Genomic DNA, 18442 nt, shown 5'->3' with positions numbered 1-18442 from the left:
GGACTAGCTAAGGTTAGCCCATACAGCTATAATTGACGATTTGCGCGCCACTTAGTAAAGCTAACTGGCCTATCGTTTTAACAGTTACCCAAAATTGGATGATATCTATGGATCACACTCCGCAGTCGCAACTTAAACTGTTGCTCGCTAAAGGTAAAGAGCAAGGTTACTTAACCTATGCAGAAGTGAACGACCACTTACCTGCAGACATGGTCGATTCCGATCAGATTGAAGATATTATCCAGATGATAAATGACATGGGTATCCGCGTTTTTGAACAAGCGCCAGATGCCGATGACATGATGATGTCGGAAGACAACACAGACGAAGATGCTGCAGAAGAAGCAGCGGCAGCTCTCGCAACCGTAGAAAGTGAGTTAGGCCGAACCACAGATCCTGTCCGCATGTACATGCGCGAAATGGGCACGGTAGAGCTACTTACCCGCGAAGGCGAAATTGTTATTGCTAAACGTATTGAAGAAGGTATTAACACTGTACAGAGTTCTGTCAGTGAATACCCTCAAGCGATCGCAATGATCTTAGAGCAATTCGATAAGTATGAAGCTGAAGAATTGCGCTTGTCTGATATTATCTCTGGATTTATCAATCCTGACGACGATGACGTCGCACCTACTGCCACCAATGTTGGTTCTGAATTGGCTGACAATAAAAAAGATGATGATGACGACGATGATGAAGAGGAAGAAGGCAACAAAGGGCCTGATCCTGAACAAGCCAAAGAAAAATTCACTCAACTCAGAGAAGCCTACGAAAAAAGCTTAGGTATTATTGCTGAAAAAGGCCGTGATCATCCTGAAGCGATAGGCTCATTATTTGTTATCGGTGAATTATTCAAAGAATTCCGCTTAATCCCTAAACAATTTGACCGTTTAGTCAAAAGCATGCGCAGCATGATGGATCGCGTACGAATTCAAGAACGTTTAGTCATTAAGCTTAGTGTTGAACAAGCTAAGATGCCAAAGAAAAACTTTATTAAAGCATTCACCGGCAATGAAACAAACTTAGATTGGTTTAACAAAGAAAAAGCCAGCACCAAGCCTTATGCTGAAGGTTTGCGGATGATCACCGATGACGTAACGCGTTGTGTGACAAAGTTGGGGGCTATTGAAGTCGAAACCGACTTAACCATCGCAGGCATTAAAGACATTAACCGTCGCATGTCTATCGGTGAAGCTAAAGCTCGTCGTGCGAAAAAAGAAATGGTTGAAGCTAACTTACGTTTGGTTATTTCTATTGCCAAAAAGTACACCAACCGTGGTTTACAGTTCTTGGATTTAATCCAAGAAGGTAACATTGGTTTGATGAAGGCCGTAGATAAGTTCGAATACCGTCGTGGTTATAAGTTTTCGACGTATGCAACGTGGTGGATCCGTCAGGCAATCACCCGTTCAATTGCTGACCAAGCACGTACTATTCGTATTCCAGTACACATGATCGAAACGATCAACAAGTTAAACCGTATTTCTCGTCAAATGCTTCAAGAAATGGGCCGAGAGCCGTCTCCTGAAGAATTAGCAGAACGTATGATGATGCCTGAAGATAAAATTCGTAAGGTACTGAAAATTGCTAAAGAGCCAATCTCAATGGAAACCCCAATCGGTGACGATGAAGATTCGCATCTGGGTGATTTTATCGAGGACACGACCCTGGAGTTACCACTAGACTCAGCAACTAGCGAAAGTCTTAAGAACGCCACACACGAAGTCTTAGCAGGCCTAACCGCTCGTGAAGCAAAAGTACTGCGTATGCGTTTTGGTATCGATATGAATACAGACCACACCTTAGAAGAAGTGGGTAAGCAATTTGATGTAACACGTGAACGTATTCGTCAAATTGAAGCCAAAGCGTTACGTAAGTTACGTCACCCTTCTCGCTCTGAAATATTAAAGTCTTTCCTAGACGAGTAAACTGACGGTTTAGTCTTCTATGATCATGAAAACCCAGCATACGCTGGGTTTTTTTATTTGCATTCTAATCTACGCGGCACAATGACTTATCAGATTAGGCCTAAATGCTCATGCCTATGCCCATGCAAAGATATAGCCTTCACAACACTCTCTTGATGACATTTTAAAAAAACTATCCGCATTAGTTCATGTTGGTCAAAGCATGCCATCAATCAGATAGTCAAGTGACTTGAGCGATGATATTTTAGAAAAACTATCCGCATTAGTTCATGTTGGTCAACACATGCCATCGATGAGACCGTCAAGTGACTTGAGCGATAATAATTCAATTGTTCCTGCAAACTTAAGATAAAAAAAGCCCACGCTATTGCGTGGGCTAATCAAGGATGAAATCAGCGGTTTATTGCTGTTTTCTGCTCGCTGCTTTATCAAGAAGCGTTAAGATGTTTTTATATGGAATACCCGAGTGCGTCGTTAAACCAACATCACAGGTTGCAGAGACTGAGTAACCATGGGTACAACCTTTATCTTTGGTCTCTTCTTTTAAACGACGAAGTCCATGTTCATTAAGCTCAGGGTAATTCATACCGCGGTTGCCCGCCATACCACAACAACCTACATTCTCTGGCACCACTACTTCAGTGGCGCAAAGCTTGGCAAGTTCAGTTAATTTGCCTGCCATACCGAGCTTACGCGTGGTACAGGTTGGGTGAACAGCTACTTTTTCAACAACTTTGTTTATTTGCATACGGTCAACCATGAATTCAAAAGCAAACTCTTCAGGGCCATACATCTGCAAACGGCTATCACAAGCACGGCGCATCCGCTCAAGACAAGCAGTGGTTGCCACTAGGATAGGATACTCACCATTATTAGAGGCTTTTAACAACCACACCGAGAGTTCATCAGACTTACGGTCGGCCGCATCATCATGACCATAAGACTCCCAAGGTTGCCCACAGCATAAACCTTTGGTTTTCTCACCTAGAATTATCTCAATATTGGCCTTTTCAAATAGGCTCACGATGGTTTCGGGTAAAGAGCGCTGATCGTCATGTTTAGCACTAGTGCCCATCATGCGGTTCAAACATGCAGGGAAGTACACGGCTTTCATGTCACCATTGGTTTTGCGAGTTGGCAAGGCTTTGCCTCGTGTCGGCATCCCTTCAGTCCATAACGGCACCGGCATACCTGGCATAACTTTACGCACGATTTTGGTTATAGCGCCCATACCAGACTCGCCAATCACTTTACGGGTAATATCGGTGGCACCTAAAGCAAATCGAGCGACCGATTCCATAGTGCCAAAACGATCGGCAGTGAAATCAGAAATTTTCTTATCCATATTGCTGGCCCCTTCGGCTCGCAATACCTTCATATATTTACCGGTATCAATCGCCATTGGACAACCTAGCTTACACAGGCCATCTGCAGCACAGGTGTCAATAGCAAAGTAAGGATAGTCCTTTTTCAGCGCCGCCAAGACATCAGGCTCGTTGCCCGTGGCTTCTAGCGTTTTCATCACGCGCGCAACGGCGGTACGTTGGCGTGGAGACAGGGTTAAACCATGAGCCACACAATGCGGTTCACAAAATCCACACTCAATACATTTATCCACAATACTATGCACTGCTGGCATAGGCTTAAAGCCTTTAGCATGGCAAAGTGGGTCGTCATTAATGATGACGCCAGGGTTTAAAATACCGTTTGGATCAAGCGTATTCTTGACTCGCTTCATCAAGTCATAGACTGCTGTGCCCCATTCTTTTTCAACGAAGGCAGCCATACCAAATCCGGTGCCATGCTCTGCCTTAAGCGAGCCGTCATATCCCACAACAAGATCACACATCCCTTGCATAAAGCCTTCGAAACGATCCACTTCAGCTTTAGAGGAGAAGTCTTGTGCGAAGATAACGTGATAGTTACCTTCAAGTGCGTGACCATAAATCACCGCATCATCATAACCATGGGCAAAAGATAAGTTTTGTAAATCTATGGTTGCCTGCGGCAACACTTCAATTGGGAAGGCTATATCTTCGATAATACAAGACGTGCCGACCGGACGCATTGAACCTGCGAGCGGGAAAATCGCCTTACGAATAGCCCACATATTGGTAATTACAGCAGGATCTTGGGTGAACTCGACGTCATGATACAAACCATGTTTTGCCATAATCGCTGACATTTTAGCAACATTGGCATCGATCTGCTTTTGGTTATCGCCAAAGGTCTCGAATAATACGGCCGTCACATCTTTGTGCACATTGTTTAAGAAGTCTGGTGTTTCATACTTAGACTGGGCAACAGCTTTCAGAGCGAAGTTATCTAACAACTCCGCCGCGTTGGTCTCTTTGAAGGCATCTCGTCGCAGCTCAACAATCGCCTCACAAGCACCGCGAAGTGAATCGAAATAAACCATAGACGACGCAGAGAATTTGTTTTTCACCACACTTTTCATGGTGATTTCTGATAAGAAGCCGAGCGCACCTTCCGAGCCAACCATCAAGTGTAAGATAATGTCGATAGGGTCTTGATGATCTACAAATGAATTCATACCAAAGCCAGTCACGTTTTTAATCGAGTACTTACGCTTGATACGACTAACTAATTCTTTATCAGCCATGATTTCGTCACGAATGGCTTCAATGCCTTTGATCATCTCAGGGTGATGTTTTTTAAACACTTGACGACTTTGCTTGCTTGCGGTGTCTAAAATCGAACCATCAGCAAATATAATTCGAGCAGAGTCAATTAACTGATAAGAGTTATGGTGCGTACCACAGTTCATACCAGAAGCATTATTAGCCACAATACCACCGGCCATCGCCGAGGCAATCGTGGCCGGATCGGGACCAAACTTCCATCCCAGAGGTGCCAGTGCACCATTAAGTCTAGAGCCAATCACTCCGGGCTGCATTTGTACCTTCTTGCCGCCCTCTAACACCTTAAAATTATTCCAATGAAGACCTGCGACCATCAGAACTGAATCAGAAATCGCCTGACCACAAAGCGCTGTACCTGCGGCTCTAAATGTCACAGGAGTAGAGCTCTGATAACATTGCGCCAAGACTTTTGACGCCTCAGCTTCATCTTTAGTGTGGACTACCATTTGTGGACGTTTTTGGTAGAAAGAAGCGTCTGTACCCCATGCCACGCGGCGTATGTAATCGGTATTGACTCTTGAAGGCTCAAGGAGTTGGCCTAGCTTATCTGCAAGCACTTTCAAATTAGATTGCAACATGTGTGTATCCCCATTCATGTCATCTCTATGTGAACAGAGTCCTAGTAGACCCCATCTAAAAAACTTTATGCCGACTACGCATCAAACTTGATGACCTCGACATAACCAAGATGAGCTTTTGGTCAGACGTTCCCGCATGTTCATTTCTACTGATATCATGCAAGCATTTATTCCCACACTATTTAAGACCGCAAATCTACACTCGTGCTTGTTTTGTTGTTACCTTGATTTCAAGCTCAAGCCAATTTTTCGTCTAAAAACAATAAAAATAATTGTCACTTGCATCCATAACCATTCTCGCTATTTAAGAAGACATTATTATGGGGCAGTACATGGGTTTACAGACTGACGCAATCACACCTTGACTACCTTTTTAACAGAGATAAACGCAAGATACTGCAAATACTTAAGACCTTAGTCTCAACCTTTAAATCAGCTCGAAATTTGCACGATTAACGTGAGCGACACCCGCATCTTAAAACACCATCGACCCGCATGATCACAAAACCTAACAAAGCAAAACCCAGCACGCACATCGTCGTCACAGAACATGCAAAAACATGCGTTATAGCATCACTTAATTGAAGGGGTATTGTCTTTTTTCGCAGCATTGCGCCGAACAGCTGTCATTGAGGATAGTTCTCATTTGGGACTGACTTTATAGACTCACTCACACCCGAGATCCATAAGGAATGACATAATCACTAACCCGTTATTTTTCGACTAAAAAAAATCATTAGCCACAACTGTGATCAAAGTATTTATTTCATCTTAAACTGCGACCAATATCTGCCAGAATTTTATTTGATATTTAGTTGCACTGATTAACAGATAACCAGTTGAATCATTTCAACAGAATTCTTGCAAAATCAGAGGTGACAACCACAAATAAACTTCGTATACTGCACACGCTTTCGATAGTGACGACTATCTTAAGTCGGCCCCTTAGCTCAGTTGGTTAGAGCATACGACTCATAATCGTCAGGTCCCCAGTTCGAGTCTGGGAGGGGCCACCAATTTACAACAAAAAAGCCCATTGAATTAATGGGCTTTTTTGTGTCTGAAATTCGTTGAAACTCCGCTTTAATCATTCACCCTATACGCTGGGTCTTGCTCTAAATGTGCTTGAGCAAGAGTAATAGCTTGCACCGCGCGGGAATTAAACTCCCGTTGATACAAGGTATACACCACAAATAAGTTAGCAAAGATAAACGCTAACGGATGCAGGAACCAACACAATGCCGCCATCGCGAAGTAATAAGACCTTAAGCCGTAATTATATGAATGGGCAGCTTGATCTTGTACGACCGCCATTTGCCTTGCATAGCCGAGCATATTTTTATCGGTACCGGTTTTATCCAGTGGTGCAGCACCAATCATAATATTCACAAAACCATATTGACGCATGGACCAAGTAAATTGGAAAAAAGCCAACACAAAAATCCCAGCTAAAAGAGCCAGTTTGACTTGTACCAGAGCATGGTTAGGTGATGCAGTAAAGGGAATAGAACCAATCACGATTTCAAGCTTTTCAACTTGAGAAAAAAGCGTTAATACCCCGGCAAGTATCAGTAAGGTTGTAGAAGCAAAAAAGGCAATGTTACGTTCTAAATTAGCTAATAACGCCGCTTCAGCCACGCGTATTTCTTTGGCAATCACCTGTGACATCCAATGAATACGTTGTTGATGCATCACTCGCGCTATGCAATTGGTGGTTTTTGCTTTACGACGAGCAAAACTGGTATAGCCTAACCAACTGACTAAAAATACCGTCAAGGCCAGCGCATCTAACCATGAAATCACCATGCTGATTCACCTATGTAAGAAGAAAAATAGATAGATTATGCATCAGTTATCATCAGGCTCAAATCAGTTTGTTATCTAAAGAGCCAAATAACTAAATAGCTAACTCGTTAAAATGGACTTGGACAAACAGCATTAATCCGTTGTTCCGTCATGGGATGGGTAAACGATAATCCATTGGCATGTAACATCAATCTGCTCGACATCTGCTGCGAATGTTCATTATGGTACAAATCACAACCTAAAATAGGATGTCCAATTTGTTGACTGTGTAAACGTAATTGATGGGTTCGCCCTGTGATTGGGGTAAATGTCACCCGCGTCGATAATCCTTGTTGATGTCGCTCAATAACTTGGTATTGACTGTGAGCCGGTTTGCCGCTGTCGTGGCAAATTTTCATTAACGGGAAATGATCACTGTCTTTGGCTATCGGTAATTCAATATCACCGCAATCATTAAGCAAGTCACCATATAACACTGCGGTATAGCTTTTGGTAATAGTGCGCTGCTGAAACTGCTTAGTTAATAATCCATTGACCACTTTATTGAGTGCCACCAGCATGATGCCAGAGGTGCCGAAGTCGAGTCGGTGCACTAACGTTGCCGAGGGGTGATCTTGCACTAAACGGTAGTGTACAGAATCTTTGTTTAATGGATTTTTACCTGAGAGACTCAATAATCCTGTCGGCTTATTGATCAGCAGTAGATGTTCATCTTGGTATAATACTTCAATGATCCCATCGCAGGGAGGAGCAATAAATTCGGCCATAATGTCTTCGTAATAACTATCTAAGCCAAGATGATAATAGAAAAGGTAGCCTATAAGCCACCTTTGATACTATTCTCCCGCTCTGGCAGCCTCAATAGCTGCGTTTAACGCTAATAGGTTAGTCTGCTCAGCAATAGCACTAATCTCCTCTACAATACGGCTAATATTGGCGCTGCTGTGGGATACCATGCCCACAGCTTATTGAGCTTGAGCCGAATCAGTCGACATACCTTCAACAAGCACCATGGCTTGGCTTAGACGCGTCTGACCTCTTTCACATTGACCGTCATTGACTATGTTTTCATTACTGTTTTTATTACTGTTTCCATTGCCGTTTCCATCACAGTTTGCTTAGAGGCTTTAGCCACTTCAAGCGCTGGAACTCATTTGATTGACCGCGGTGACGACACTTTTAATTTTGCCATATTGTCGATTAACACTCTCACGTGTATGTTTGGCAATATCTGCCGACCTAATGCTTTGTGGTTGTGAACCATCGCCAACAACCTTCAATATTCAACCAAACCGTGAATTAAAAAAAATCCCGCTTAATGCGGGATGTTATCGAAACGACTAGATCAGGATAAATTTAATTGAAGACACTATTAAATGTCGCATCCATAATGGCAAGCCCAGCATGGATTTGCTCATCAGGAGCCGTTAACGGTACCAATACGCGGATAACGTTACCGTAAGTGCCGCAAGACAGTAAAATCAGTCCACGGTTACGGGCTTCAGCTAAAATCTTAGCACTGTACTGAGGCGCAGGCTCACCATCTTCCATCAACTCGACAGCAATCATCGCACCTAATCCACGCACTTCAGCAATCTGCGCGTATTTAGCCTGCATATCGCCTAAAACAGACTTCAACATGGCACCAACATGATTGGCTCTGGCAAGCAATTGCTCTTCTTCAAACACTTCGATCACCGCTAATGCAGCAGCGCAAGCAATAGGACTACCACCATAAGTGCCACCTAAACCACCGGCAGTGACGGCATCCATCACTTCGGCTTTACCGGTAATACCTGACAGTGGGAAACCACCGGCAATCGACTTAGCAAACGTAGTAATATCTGCAGCAACGCCCATTTGCTCCATGGCAAAAAAGGTACCTGTACGTCCCGCGCCGGTTTGGACTTCATCGGCAATCAATACAATGCCATGGTTGTCGCACAATTGACGTAAGCGTTTCATAAATGATGGTGTAACCGCGTAAAAACCACCCTCACCTTGCACTGGTTCTAAAATAATGGCGGCGATGTCTGCAGGCTCGGCATCATTTTTAAAAATGCGTTCAATTGATGCCATCGAATCATCTTCAGACACGCCATGCATTTCACATGGAAACTCAGCCCGAAACACATTAGCAGACATCAAGCCCATGCCTTTACTATAAGGTGCCACTTTGCCGGTTAATGCTAGCGCAGCGATGGTTCGACCATGATAACCCGAGGTAAACGCAATAACGCCTGCACGTTTAGTATAAGCACGAGCGACTTTAACCGCGTTTTCGACCGCTTCTGAACCACTGGTAAATAGGGCCGTTTTTTTAGCAAAATCACCCGGCACTAAATGGTTAAGTTTTTCACATACGCTAATGTAACTTTCGTAACCCAAAACCATAAAACAAGTATGTGAAAATGCATCTAACTGTGCTGCCACAGCCGCTTTAACTTTAGGATGCAAATGGCCAGTATTAAGTACCGCAATACCACCGGCAAAATCAATATATTCACGACCTTCAACATCCCATACTGTGGCGTTTTGAGCACGTTCAGTAAAGATTGGGTGAATTTGCCCTACACCTTGTGCCACTGCCGCTTGGCGCCGTGCCATTAGTCCATCATTTGTTTTAGTCATAGCCTGCTCTCTTAAACTGACATGCAGATATATTTCATTTCAAGGTACTCTTCGATACCAAACTTAGACCCTTCGCGGCCTAATCCAGATGATTTAATGCCGCCAAAAGGCGCCACTTCTGTCGAGATCAATCCGGTGTTAACCCCCACCATGCCGTATTCCAAAGCTTCAGCGACCTTGTACACTAGCGAAATATCACGGCCATAAAAATACGCCGCTAAGCCAAATTCAGTGTCATTAGCCTGCTTAATCACATCATCCACTTCATCAAACTTAAACAAGGGGGCCAACGGACCAAAGGTTTCTTCGGTTGCCACTAACATCTCACGATTCACGCCCGTTAATATGGTCGGCTCGAAGAAATAGCCACCTAAAGCATGAGGTTTGCCACCGGCAATAATCTGCGCGCCTTTTGCTACCGCATCATCTAAATGACGCTGCACCTTTGCCACTGCATCTGCATTGATTAATGGCCCTGTTGTCACGCCAGCATCGGTACCTAAACCTACTTTGAGCTGAGTCACCGCCACGGCCAAACGTTTAGCAAACTCATCATAAACGCCCGCTTGCACATAAATGCGATTCGCACAGACACAGGTTTGACCGGCATTGCGATATTTGGCGATCATTGCGCCTTCAACAGCGGCATTTATATCGGCATCGTTGAACACAATAAATGGCGCATTACCACCCAGTTCAAGTGACAATTTCTTTAACGTAGGAGCGCATTGCTCCATCAGTTTAATGCCTACTGGCGTTGAGCCCGTAAACGACAACTTACGCACAATAGGGCTTTCACACATGGCTTTACCAATGGCGATTGAGTCACCAGTCACCACGCTCAATACACCGGCAGGAATACCAGCACGTTCAGCTAGTTCGGCTAAAGCCAGTGCAGTAAACGGCGTTTGTGGCGCAGGTTTCACGACCATAGTACAACCCGCCGCCAGCGCTGGAGCCGCTTTACGGGTAATCATTGCCGCAGGAAAGTTCCATGGTGTAATTGCCGCGGTAACCCCTACAGGTTGTTTGATCACCGTAATGCGTTTATCCGCTTGATGCCCAGGGATCGTCACGCCATAAATGCGTTTGGCTTCTTCTGCAAACCATTCAATAAAGGATGCTGCGTAACCTACTTCACCTTTAGCTTCAGCAAGCGGTTTGCCTTGCTCTGTGGTCATCAACAACGCTAAGTCATCGCTATGTTGATGGATTAACTCAAACCAACGACGCAACTTTTGGCCACGATCTTTAGCCGTTAATGCACGCCAGGCAGGGAGTGCTGCTTGTGCAGCATCGATTGCCGCAAGCGTTTCAGCACTGCCCATCACTGGGACATGGCCAATGACTTCATGGGTTGCTGGATTGGCTATCGCAATAGTTTGGCCATTATCGGCATTACGCCATTGCCCATTAATGTAGCACTGTTGACGTAATAAACTTGGATCGTTCAATTCCACAATATTCTCCTAAACTGACTCGCTGTACTCAACCTATTCGTACTCTATCTACCCGCACTCGACGTAGGTTAAATACCAAATTTATCTCTAAGGGTGTAATACCACGCACCTAGCGCACTAAATGGCACTCGTAGTGCATGTCCACCCGGGAAAGGGTAATGAGGTAACGCCGCAAAGGCATCAAACCGTGTGGCCTGGCCATTGAGCATTTCGGCAATTAACTTACCCGCTAAATGAGTATAGGTAACACCATGACCGCTACAGCCTTGGGAGTAATAAATATTGTCACCAATGCGGCCCACTTGGGGAAGGCGCGACAAGGTCATTAAAAAGTTACCGGTCCACGCATAATCAACCTTAACCCCTTTCAATTGCGGGAAGGTCTTTAATAACTTAGGCATAATCAAGGCTTCAATGTTGGCCGGATCGCGAGCACCATAAACCACGCCACCACCAAAAATAAGGCGTTTATCGCCAGTAAGTCGGTAATAATCTAATAGATAATTACAGTCTTCAACGCAATAATCTTGCGGCAGTAAACTCGCAGCAATTTCATCTGACAATGGCTCAGTGGTAATCACTTGAGTACCACAAGGCATGGATTTAGCTTGTAGCTCTGGCAGTAATTTACCTAAGTAAGCATTACCAGCTACCACCACAAATTTACAGTTAACTTGGCCTTGTGCTGTGTGCACAACCGGCGATGCACCGTCATCCACTTTAATGACCGCTGAATCTTCAAAAATTAGTCCACCGAGGGATTCCACCGCACGGGCTTCACCTAAAGCAAGGTTTAGCGGGTGAATATGTCCACCGCTTCTATCGAGTAAACCACCGACATAAATATCAGTATTGACTACGTTGCGAATGCCATCTTGATCGAGTAACTCCAATTGGTTGTTATGACCATGAGCTTCCCATAATGATTTTTGGCTCTGCAAATGGCCCATTTGCTTGGCATTCATGGCGGCAAAAACGCCACCATCTTTTAAGTCACAATCTATGTTGTATTTGGCGATACGATCACGAATAATCTGACCACCTTCGAACGCCATTTGACCAAATAACTTAGCTTGCTCTTTGCCGACAACGCCTTCAATAGAATCAATATCACGACTAAAAGAATTGACGATTTGGCCGCCGTTTCGACCGGAGGCTCCCCAGCCAATTCTTGCCGCTTCAAGCACCACCACTTTCATGCCGCTTTCTAATAAATGTAACGCAGAAGACAAGCCAGTATATCCAGCGCCGATAATGCAAACATCTGTTTCAATTGTAGATTCTAAGCGAGGACGCTCAACTTTATCATTAGCCGATGCAGCATAATATGAACTAGCATGAGGTGTGGCAGGCATAGCACTTCCTTTATAGGTTTAAAGCGTAATACAACTCACTCATCCTACACTTAAGCAAATTTAAACACTAGCATTTATCATATAATTTTTGACACTTTGTTGAATATATTAAACACCCATATCGCCAGAATACCTTAAATCAATTCTGAAAAATAAAAAGCCACACTGACATCAGCGTGGCTTCTATAGTCTGTTTATTCAACGCTGTTATTCCATCGCTTCTTTAGCTTTTATCTCCGACCGACGCGCGAAATACCAAGACAAGAAGGCCACCAAAGACACGGCTAAAATAATAATCGTCGCTAGCGCGTTAATCTTGGGTGAAACCCCTAAACGCACTGACGAAAACACCACCATAGGCAAGGTTGTAGAACCAGGCCCTGAGGTAAAGCTGGCAATCACTAAGTCATCTAATGACAAGCTAAATGATAATAACCAGCCGGCGATAAGTGATGGCGCTATCATAGGGATAGTGATCAAAAAGAAGGTTTTTAATCGCGTTGCCCCCAAATCCATTGCAGCTTCTTCAATCGACAAATCCACTTCCCGCAGTCTTGACGACACCACCACCGCCACATAAGCGGCACAGAAAGTGGAATGGGCAATCCACACCGTAAACATGCCACGCTCAGTAGGCCAGCCAAAGGTCTCTGACATTTGTACAAATAGTAGTAACAAGGATAAACCGGTGATCACTTCAGGCATAACCAAAGGCGCGGTGATCATGTTAGACAAGGTTAACTTAGCCCATGACCGACGAAAACGAGTCATCACAAAGGCCGCCATCGTACCAATAATCACCGCCATGGTAGAGCTGTAAAAGGCGATGCGTAAACTGGTCCAGACGGCATTGAGTATTTGCTGATCCTCAAATAACTCACCATACCATTTAGCAGAAAAACCACCCCACACAGTCACTAATTTAGAGTCATTAAATGAATAAATGACCAAAATAAGCATTGGTGCATATAAAAACAGTAAACCCACCCACAACATCACTTTAGAGAAACTTAACTTCTTCATACCGCGTTCTCCATATTACGTGATTGATAACGATGGAATAAGGTTATCGGGATAATCAGTAACGCCAGCATCACAATCGCTAATGATGAAGCTACTGGCCAGTCGCGGTTATTAAAGAATTCTTGCCACAGCACTTTACCAATCATTAATGAGTCAGGGCCACCGAGCAATTCAGGAATAACGAACTCACCCACTGCAGGAATAAATACCAACATAGAACCGGCTATGACCCCTCCCATAGATAATGGCAGGGTAATTTTCCAGAAGGTATTAATACTGCTGGAGCCTAAGTCTGAAGCCGCTTCAATTAAGCTTAAATCTAATTTCACCAAGGTGGCATAAAGTGGCAAAATCATAAACGGCAGGTAAGCGTAAATAATACCTATGTACACCGCAAAATTAGTATTGAGCATTTGAATCGGTTCTGAAATCACCCCTAACCAGGTCAAGGCATTATTAATTAAACCGTTGTTACTTAAAATACCCATCCAGGCATAAACGCGGATCAAAAATGAAGTCCACGACGGTAACATCACCAGAAGCAGCAATACCGCCTGTATTTTTACCGGGGCGCGGGCAATCGCGTAAGCCATGGGAAAACCAAGGACTAAACACCCAAGGGTCGCAATAAAGGCAATTTTTAATGATGAGAGGTAAGCCATATAATACATCGAATCTTGAAGTAACAATAAATAGTTACCCAGATTGACAAATATGTTGAGCGCCTCATCAACATAATTAAACGTTGGCTCGTAAGGTGGAATGGCAATCGCTGCAGTCGAAAAGCTCAGCTTTAATACAATGGCAAACGGTAAGGCAAAAAACAGCAACAACCACAGGTAAGGGACTCCCATGGTGAGGTAACGACCTTTGAATAGTTTCAGTGGATTCTTCATGAGTTTAATACAACCCCGCTGGTGTCTTCCCAACTGATGTAAACCTCGTCTCCCCATGTAGGGTTATCGGAGCGACGTTCACGGTTAATCATTGAGCATTGAACGATTTGGTTGTTTTCTAACTTAATGTAATACACCGACAAGCCACCAAGGTAGGCAATGTCGTGAACGACGCCATGAGCCCAGTTATATTCACGTTCGGGCTTCTGACGGCTAATAATGGTTTTTTCTGGGCGTAAGGCCAAAAATACATTTTTATTTTCTAGGCTGGTTGAAATACCGTGGCCAATATAAAATTGCTGCGATAAGGTCGGCGACTTAATAATCGCGTGATCGACTTCATCTTCAATGATTTCACCTTCAAATAAATTAACCGTACCAATAAATTCAGCCACCATGCGGCTAGCTGGCGCCTCGTAAATATCCATTGGACTGCCAGTTTGGGCAATCCAACCGTCATGCATAATCGAAATGCGTCCGGCCATGGTCATGGCTTCTTCCTGGTCATGGGTCACCATTACGCACGTTACGCCTACCGCTTCTAAAATATCGACCACTTCTAACTGCATTTGAGTACGCAGCTTTTTATCTAACGCGCCCATGGGTTCATCGAGTAATAGTAATTTGGGACGTTTTGCTAACGAGCGAGCCAAAGCGACACGCTGACGTTGTCCACCCGATAACTGATGCGGTTTACGTTTACCGTATTTTTCCATGTGCACCAGTTTCAGCATGTCTTTGACGCGCACTTCAATATCGGCTTTGGGCATTTTGTCTTGCTTGAGTCCAAATGCAATATTTTGCTCAACCGTCATGTGCGGAAATAAGGCATACGACTGGAACATCATATTAATCGGACGCTCATAGGGTGGCATATCAGTAATGTCGACACCATCAAGAAAAATACGTCCTTCGCTTGGCTTTTCAAAACCCGCTAAGATGCGCAGTAAGGTTGATTTACCAGAACCTGAACCGCCCAGCAGCGCAAATATTTCGCCACTGTTAATGGTAAGCGATACATCATCTACCGCACGCACATCATCGAAAAGTTTGCTTACGCGATCAATCCTAAGCAGTACTTTATCTTGCGTCTTTGTAGTGGGTTTATTGGTGACGCCCGAGGTGTTTACCATAATACTGCTCCGCCTTTTTGGAGTATGCGTACCGCAACAGAACAGCCTGTTTTAGGGCACGCGTAACAAACTGTTAAGTGGCTAAATGAGCCAATAAATACATCAATACTGCTATAAAAACAGGGCGAGGCTTCTCGCCCTAGTGCTAGTGAGTTAGATTATTGACCTGACTTCACTTTGGTCCAAGCACGTGTGACTACACGCTGAATTTTTAATGGACGAATATCACCAATGTATAATTTATCAATCACTGATTGTGGTGGATAAATGGCTGGATCGTTACGGATTGCTTCATCAACTAGCGCTTGCGCGGGAACGTTAGGGTTAGCGTAAGCAACATAGTTACTGATAGGGGCAATCACTTCAGGGCGAAGTAGATAGTTAATCAGTTTATGGGCGTTATCTACGTTAGTGGCATCTTTTGGAATGGCTAACATATCAAACCATAAGTTGGCGCCCTCTTTTGGAATAGAGTAACCAATCTTATTGCCGTTACCCGCTTCATCAGCTCGTGCGGCAGCTTGGAACACGTCACCAGAGAAACCAAACGCGACACAGATATCACCGTTAGCTAAATCTGAAATATAACGCGATGAATGAAAGTAAGTGATGTAAGGACGCACTTTTTCCAATACTTCGGCGGCCTTTTGATAATCAGCAGGATTTTTACTATTAGGATCTAAGCCTAAATAAATCAGTGCTTGAGGTAACATATCGTCGGCAGAATCTAACATCGAAAAACCACACGAGGCGATTTTCTCTGCATATTTTGGATTAAAAATAAGCTCTAAAGAATCAAATGGCGCATCTTCACCTAATACGGCTTTAACTTTATCGATGTTATAGCCGATACCGTTAGTGCCCCATAGGTAAGGGATAGCATGCTCGTTATCCGGATCCGCTTTTTGTAACTGCTTCATTAAATCAGGCTTTAAGTTGGCATAATTCGTCAGCTTAGCGCGATCTAACTTTTGAAAAGCACCCGCTTTAACTTGCTTGGCTAAAAAGTGATTAGAGGGAACGACTATGTCATAGCCGCTGTGGCCAGAAAGTAATTTCGCTTCAAGTACTTCATTACTATCAAACACGTCATAAATAACACGGATACCGGTTTCTTTTTCAAAATTGGCTAGGGTATCTTCGGCAATATAATCCGACCAATTGTACATTTTAACCACTTCCTCGGCCTGAATAGAAGTGCTGGCAAATACGCCTGCAGTAATTAAGGCCAATGTGGATAGTTTTGTTAGTAGCTTCATACTTTCTCCCTGTTGGATAATGGTCAGCATGACACTGACATTCGTTTTTTTCGCTAGCCTTACCAGCGTGTAAAATCTTCTTTCTAATGAAAGAAATTATCCAATGCTACAACTTAACTATGCATCGGTATGGTTACAACAACATCGCTTTTCCCTTCAATATGAATGTTATCAACACATTTTCAATGATTAGATCCTTGCAATGCATTGGGTTAAACAATCACGATAAAACAATCACCATTCAGTTACTGAACCTTATTTAAGCGCTTTTACATACTGATAAGTATCATCTAGCGCATGCGTCGCTTTAGTGACTAGCTCGTCAATTTCAGCATGACTGATGGTCAACGGCGGCGAAATAATCATGGTGTCGCCGACTGAACGCATCACTAAACCGTGGGTGATACACGCATCGCGGCAATAGGTTCCCACGCCTACGTTGGCATCAAACCGCTGCCGTAACGATTTGTCTTTAACTAACTCGATGGCCGCAACCAAGCCGAGGCCGCGCACCTCACCCACTAATGGGTGTTGAGCTAATTGTTGTAAGCGCGACTGTAAATAAGGCGAAGTATCATTAGCCACACGTTCAACTAATTTTTCTCGCTCAATAATCGCAATATTCTCCAATGCCGCCGCCGCGGCAACTGGATGGCCAGAATAGGTAAAACCATGGGTAAATTCACCGCAGTCTTGCTTAATAACCTCGGCCACCTTGTCTGACACAATCACCCCGCCCATTGGCACATAACCCGACGTCATGCCTTTGGCGATAGTGATAAGGTCTGGCTGCAAATCAAAATACTCAGCCGCAAACCATTTACCCGTGCGACCAAAACCGCTGATCACTTCATCAAGAATAAATAAAATATCGTATTTGGCTAAAATCCGCTTTATTTCAGGCCAATAAGTTGACGGTGGAATAATGACGCCACCCGCACCTTGAAAAGGCTCAGCAATAAAAGCCGCTACATTGTCTTCGCCTAATTCAATAATTTTTGCTTCTAATTCCTGTGCAGTTTGTAATCCAAACGCTTCTACAGATAAGTCTTTACCTTCGGCATACCAATAAGGTTGCGCGATATGCACCACACCAGGAATAGGTAAATCCCCCTGTTCATGCATGCCCGACATGCCGCCTAAACTGGCACCCGCAACGGTTGAACCATGGTAAGCATTCACCCGACTGATGATGGTTTTCTTGCTCGGCTTGCCTTTTAAATCCCAGTAACGCCTCACCATGCGTAAATTGGTGTCGTTTGACTCAGAACCAGACCCCGTAAAAAACACATTATTCATGTGAGCTGGGGCTAGCGAAGCAATTTTTTGAGCTAACTCAATAGCAGGAGGATGGGAACATTGAAAAAAACTATTATAAAAAGGCAATTTCTGCATTTGTTGGCTGACAGCATCCACAATAGACTGCCGACCATAGCCCACATTGACACACCATAAACCCGCCATAGCATCCAGCAGTTTATGACCCATGACATCCCACAAATACACCCCATCTGCACGCTCTATCACCCGAGTTCCCTTTTGGGCTAAGCCCTTTGAATCGGTAAATGGGTGAATAAAATGCTGTTTGTCTGCCGTTTGCAGACGCTCAAGCTTGTGCTGCTGCTTCATCGCATCTGTCGATAATGGGTTTGTCATACTTATATCCTTTCAAGCAGATAGCAAACCCGTTTGTATTTGCTATCTGCTGTT

General features: G+C 44.0%; 12 protein-coding genes, 1 tRNA gene and 1 pseudogene. 2 read left to right on the top strand and 12 right to left on the bottom strand.

Annotation, left to right across the window (positions count from 1 at the left end; genetic code table 11):
• Window positions 1–107: 107 nt before the first annotated feature.
• Window positions 108–1928, top strand: a complete 1821-nt coding sequence (gene rpoD / locus CXF80_RS19160) for an RNA polymerase sigma factor RpoD (protein WP_101034478.1) — start codon at window positions 108–110, stop codon at window positions 1926–1928.
• Window positions 1929–2328: 400 nt separating this feature from the next.
• Here rpoD and CXF80_RS19155 read toward each other — a convergent pair whose 3' ends face one another.
• Window positions 2329–5169 carry an FAD-binding and (Fe-S)-binding domain-containing protein gene (locus CXF80_RS19155; protein ID WP_198554796.1) on the bottom strand — a complete coding sequence of 947 codons (2841 nt, stop codon included), beginning with the start codon at window positions 5167–5169 and terminating at the stop codon, window positions 2329–2331.
• 939 nt (window positions 5170–6108) lie between these two features.
• On the opposite strand from CXF80_RS19155, the gene CXF80_RS19150 reads away from it, so the two are divergent.
• Window positions 6109–6185 (top strand) — tRNA-Ile (locus tag CXF80_RS19150).
• Between the two features lie 67 nt (window positions 6186–6252).
• Here CXF80_RS19150 and CXF80_RS19145 read toward each other — a convergent pair.
• From CXF80_RS19145 to CXF80_RS19095, 11 genes and pseudogenes are all read right to left on the bottom strand, one after another.
• A complete protein-coding gene (locus tag CXF80_RS19145) occupies window positions 6253–6975 on the bottom strand; it encodes a DUF599 domain-containing protein (RefSeq protein WP_101034476.1) in 723 nt (240 codons plus the stop codon).
• A gap of 107 nt (window positions 6976–7082) precedes the next feature.
• Window positions 7083–7742 (bottom strand): RluA family pseudouridine synthase, encoded by a 660-nt coding sequence (locus CXF80_RS19140; protein ID WP_101034475.1) that lies wholly within the window; start codon window positions 7740–7742, stop codon window positions 7083–7085.
• A gap of 72 nt (window positions 7743–7814) precedes the next feature.
• Window positions 7815–7937 (bottom strand): annotated as a pseudogene (locus tag CXF80_RS19135) (methyl-accepting chemotaxis protein); the annotation flags it as partial.
• 394 nt (window positions 7938–8331) lie between these two features.
• A complete protein-coding gene (gene gabT / locus CXF80_RS19130) occupies window positions 8332–9606 on the bottom strand; it encodes a 4-aminobutyrate--2-oxoglutarate transaminase (RefSeq protein WP_101034474.1) in 1275 nt (424 codons plus the stop codon).
• Between the two features lie 11 nt (window positions 9607–9617).
• A complete protein-coding gene (gene gabD / locus CXF80_RS19125) occupies window positions 9618–11066 on the bottom strand; it encodes an NADP-dependent succinate-semialdehyde dehydrogenase (protein ID WP_101034473.1) in 1449 nt (482 codons plus the stop codon).
• 68 nt (window positions 11067–11134) lie between these two features.
• On the bottom strand, window positions 11135–12421 hold the full coding sequence (locus CXF80_RS19120; protein WP_101034472.1) for an NAD(P)/FAD-dependent oxidoreductase: 1287 nt from the start codon (window positions 12419–12421) through the stop codon (window positions 11135–11137).
• A gap of 207 nt (window positions 12422–12628) precedes the next feature.
• Window positions 12629–13444 carry an ABC transporter permease subunit gene (locus tag CXF80_RS19115; RefSeq protein WP_101034471.1) on the bottom strand — a complete coding sequence of 272 codons (816 nt, stop codon included), beginning with the start codon at window positions 13442–13444 and terminating at the stop codon, window positions 12629–12631.
• Window positions 13441–14340 (bottom strand): ABC transporter permease subunit, encoded by a 900-nt coding sequence (locus CXF80_RS19110; protein WP_101034470.1) that lies wholly within the window; start codon window positions 14338–14340, stop codon window positions 13441–13443. The genes CXF80_RS19115 and CXF80_RS19110 overlap by 4 nt, the downstream gene beginning before the upstream one ends.
• A complete protein-coding gene (gene potA / locus CXF80_RS19105; protein ID WP_101034469.1) occupies window positions 14337–15473 on the bottom strand; it encodes a polyamine ABC transporter ATP-binding protein in 1137 nt (378 codons plus the stop codon). The genes CXF80_RS19110 and potA overlap by 4 nt, the downstream gene beginning before the upstream one ends.
• Before the next feature lie 158 nt (window positions 15474–15631).
• Window positions 15632–16732 carry a polyamine ABC transporter substrate-binding protein gene (locus tag CXF80_RS19100; RefSeq protein ID WP_101034468.1) on the bottom strand — a complete coding sequence of 367 codons (1101 nt, stop codon included), beginning with the start codon at window positions 16730–16732 and terminating at the stop codon, window positions 15632–15634.
• A gap of 255 nt (window positions 16733–16987) precedes the next feature.
• On the bottom strand, window positions 16988–18388 hold the full coding sequence (locus CXF80_RS19095; protein ID WP_198554795.1) for an aspartate aminotransferase family protein: 1401 nt from the start codon (window positions 18386–18388) through the stop codon (window positions 16988–16990).
• Window positions 18389–18442: the final 54 nt, after the last annotated feature.

Source organism: Shewanella sp. Actino-trap-3, assembly GCF_002836275.1.
Taxonomy (GTDB): Bacteria; Pseudomonadota; Gammaproteobacteria; order Enterobacterales; family Shewanellaceae; genus Shewanella; species Shewanella psychromarinicola.
The sequence above is the reverse complement of the archived record's forward strand: the minus strand, read 5'-3'. Positions and strand labels throughout refer to the sequence as shown.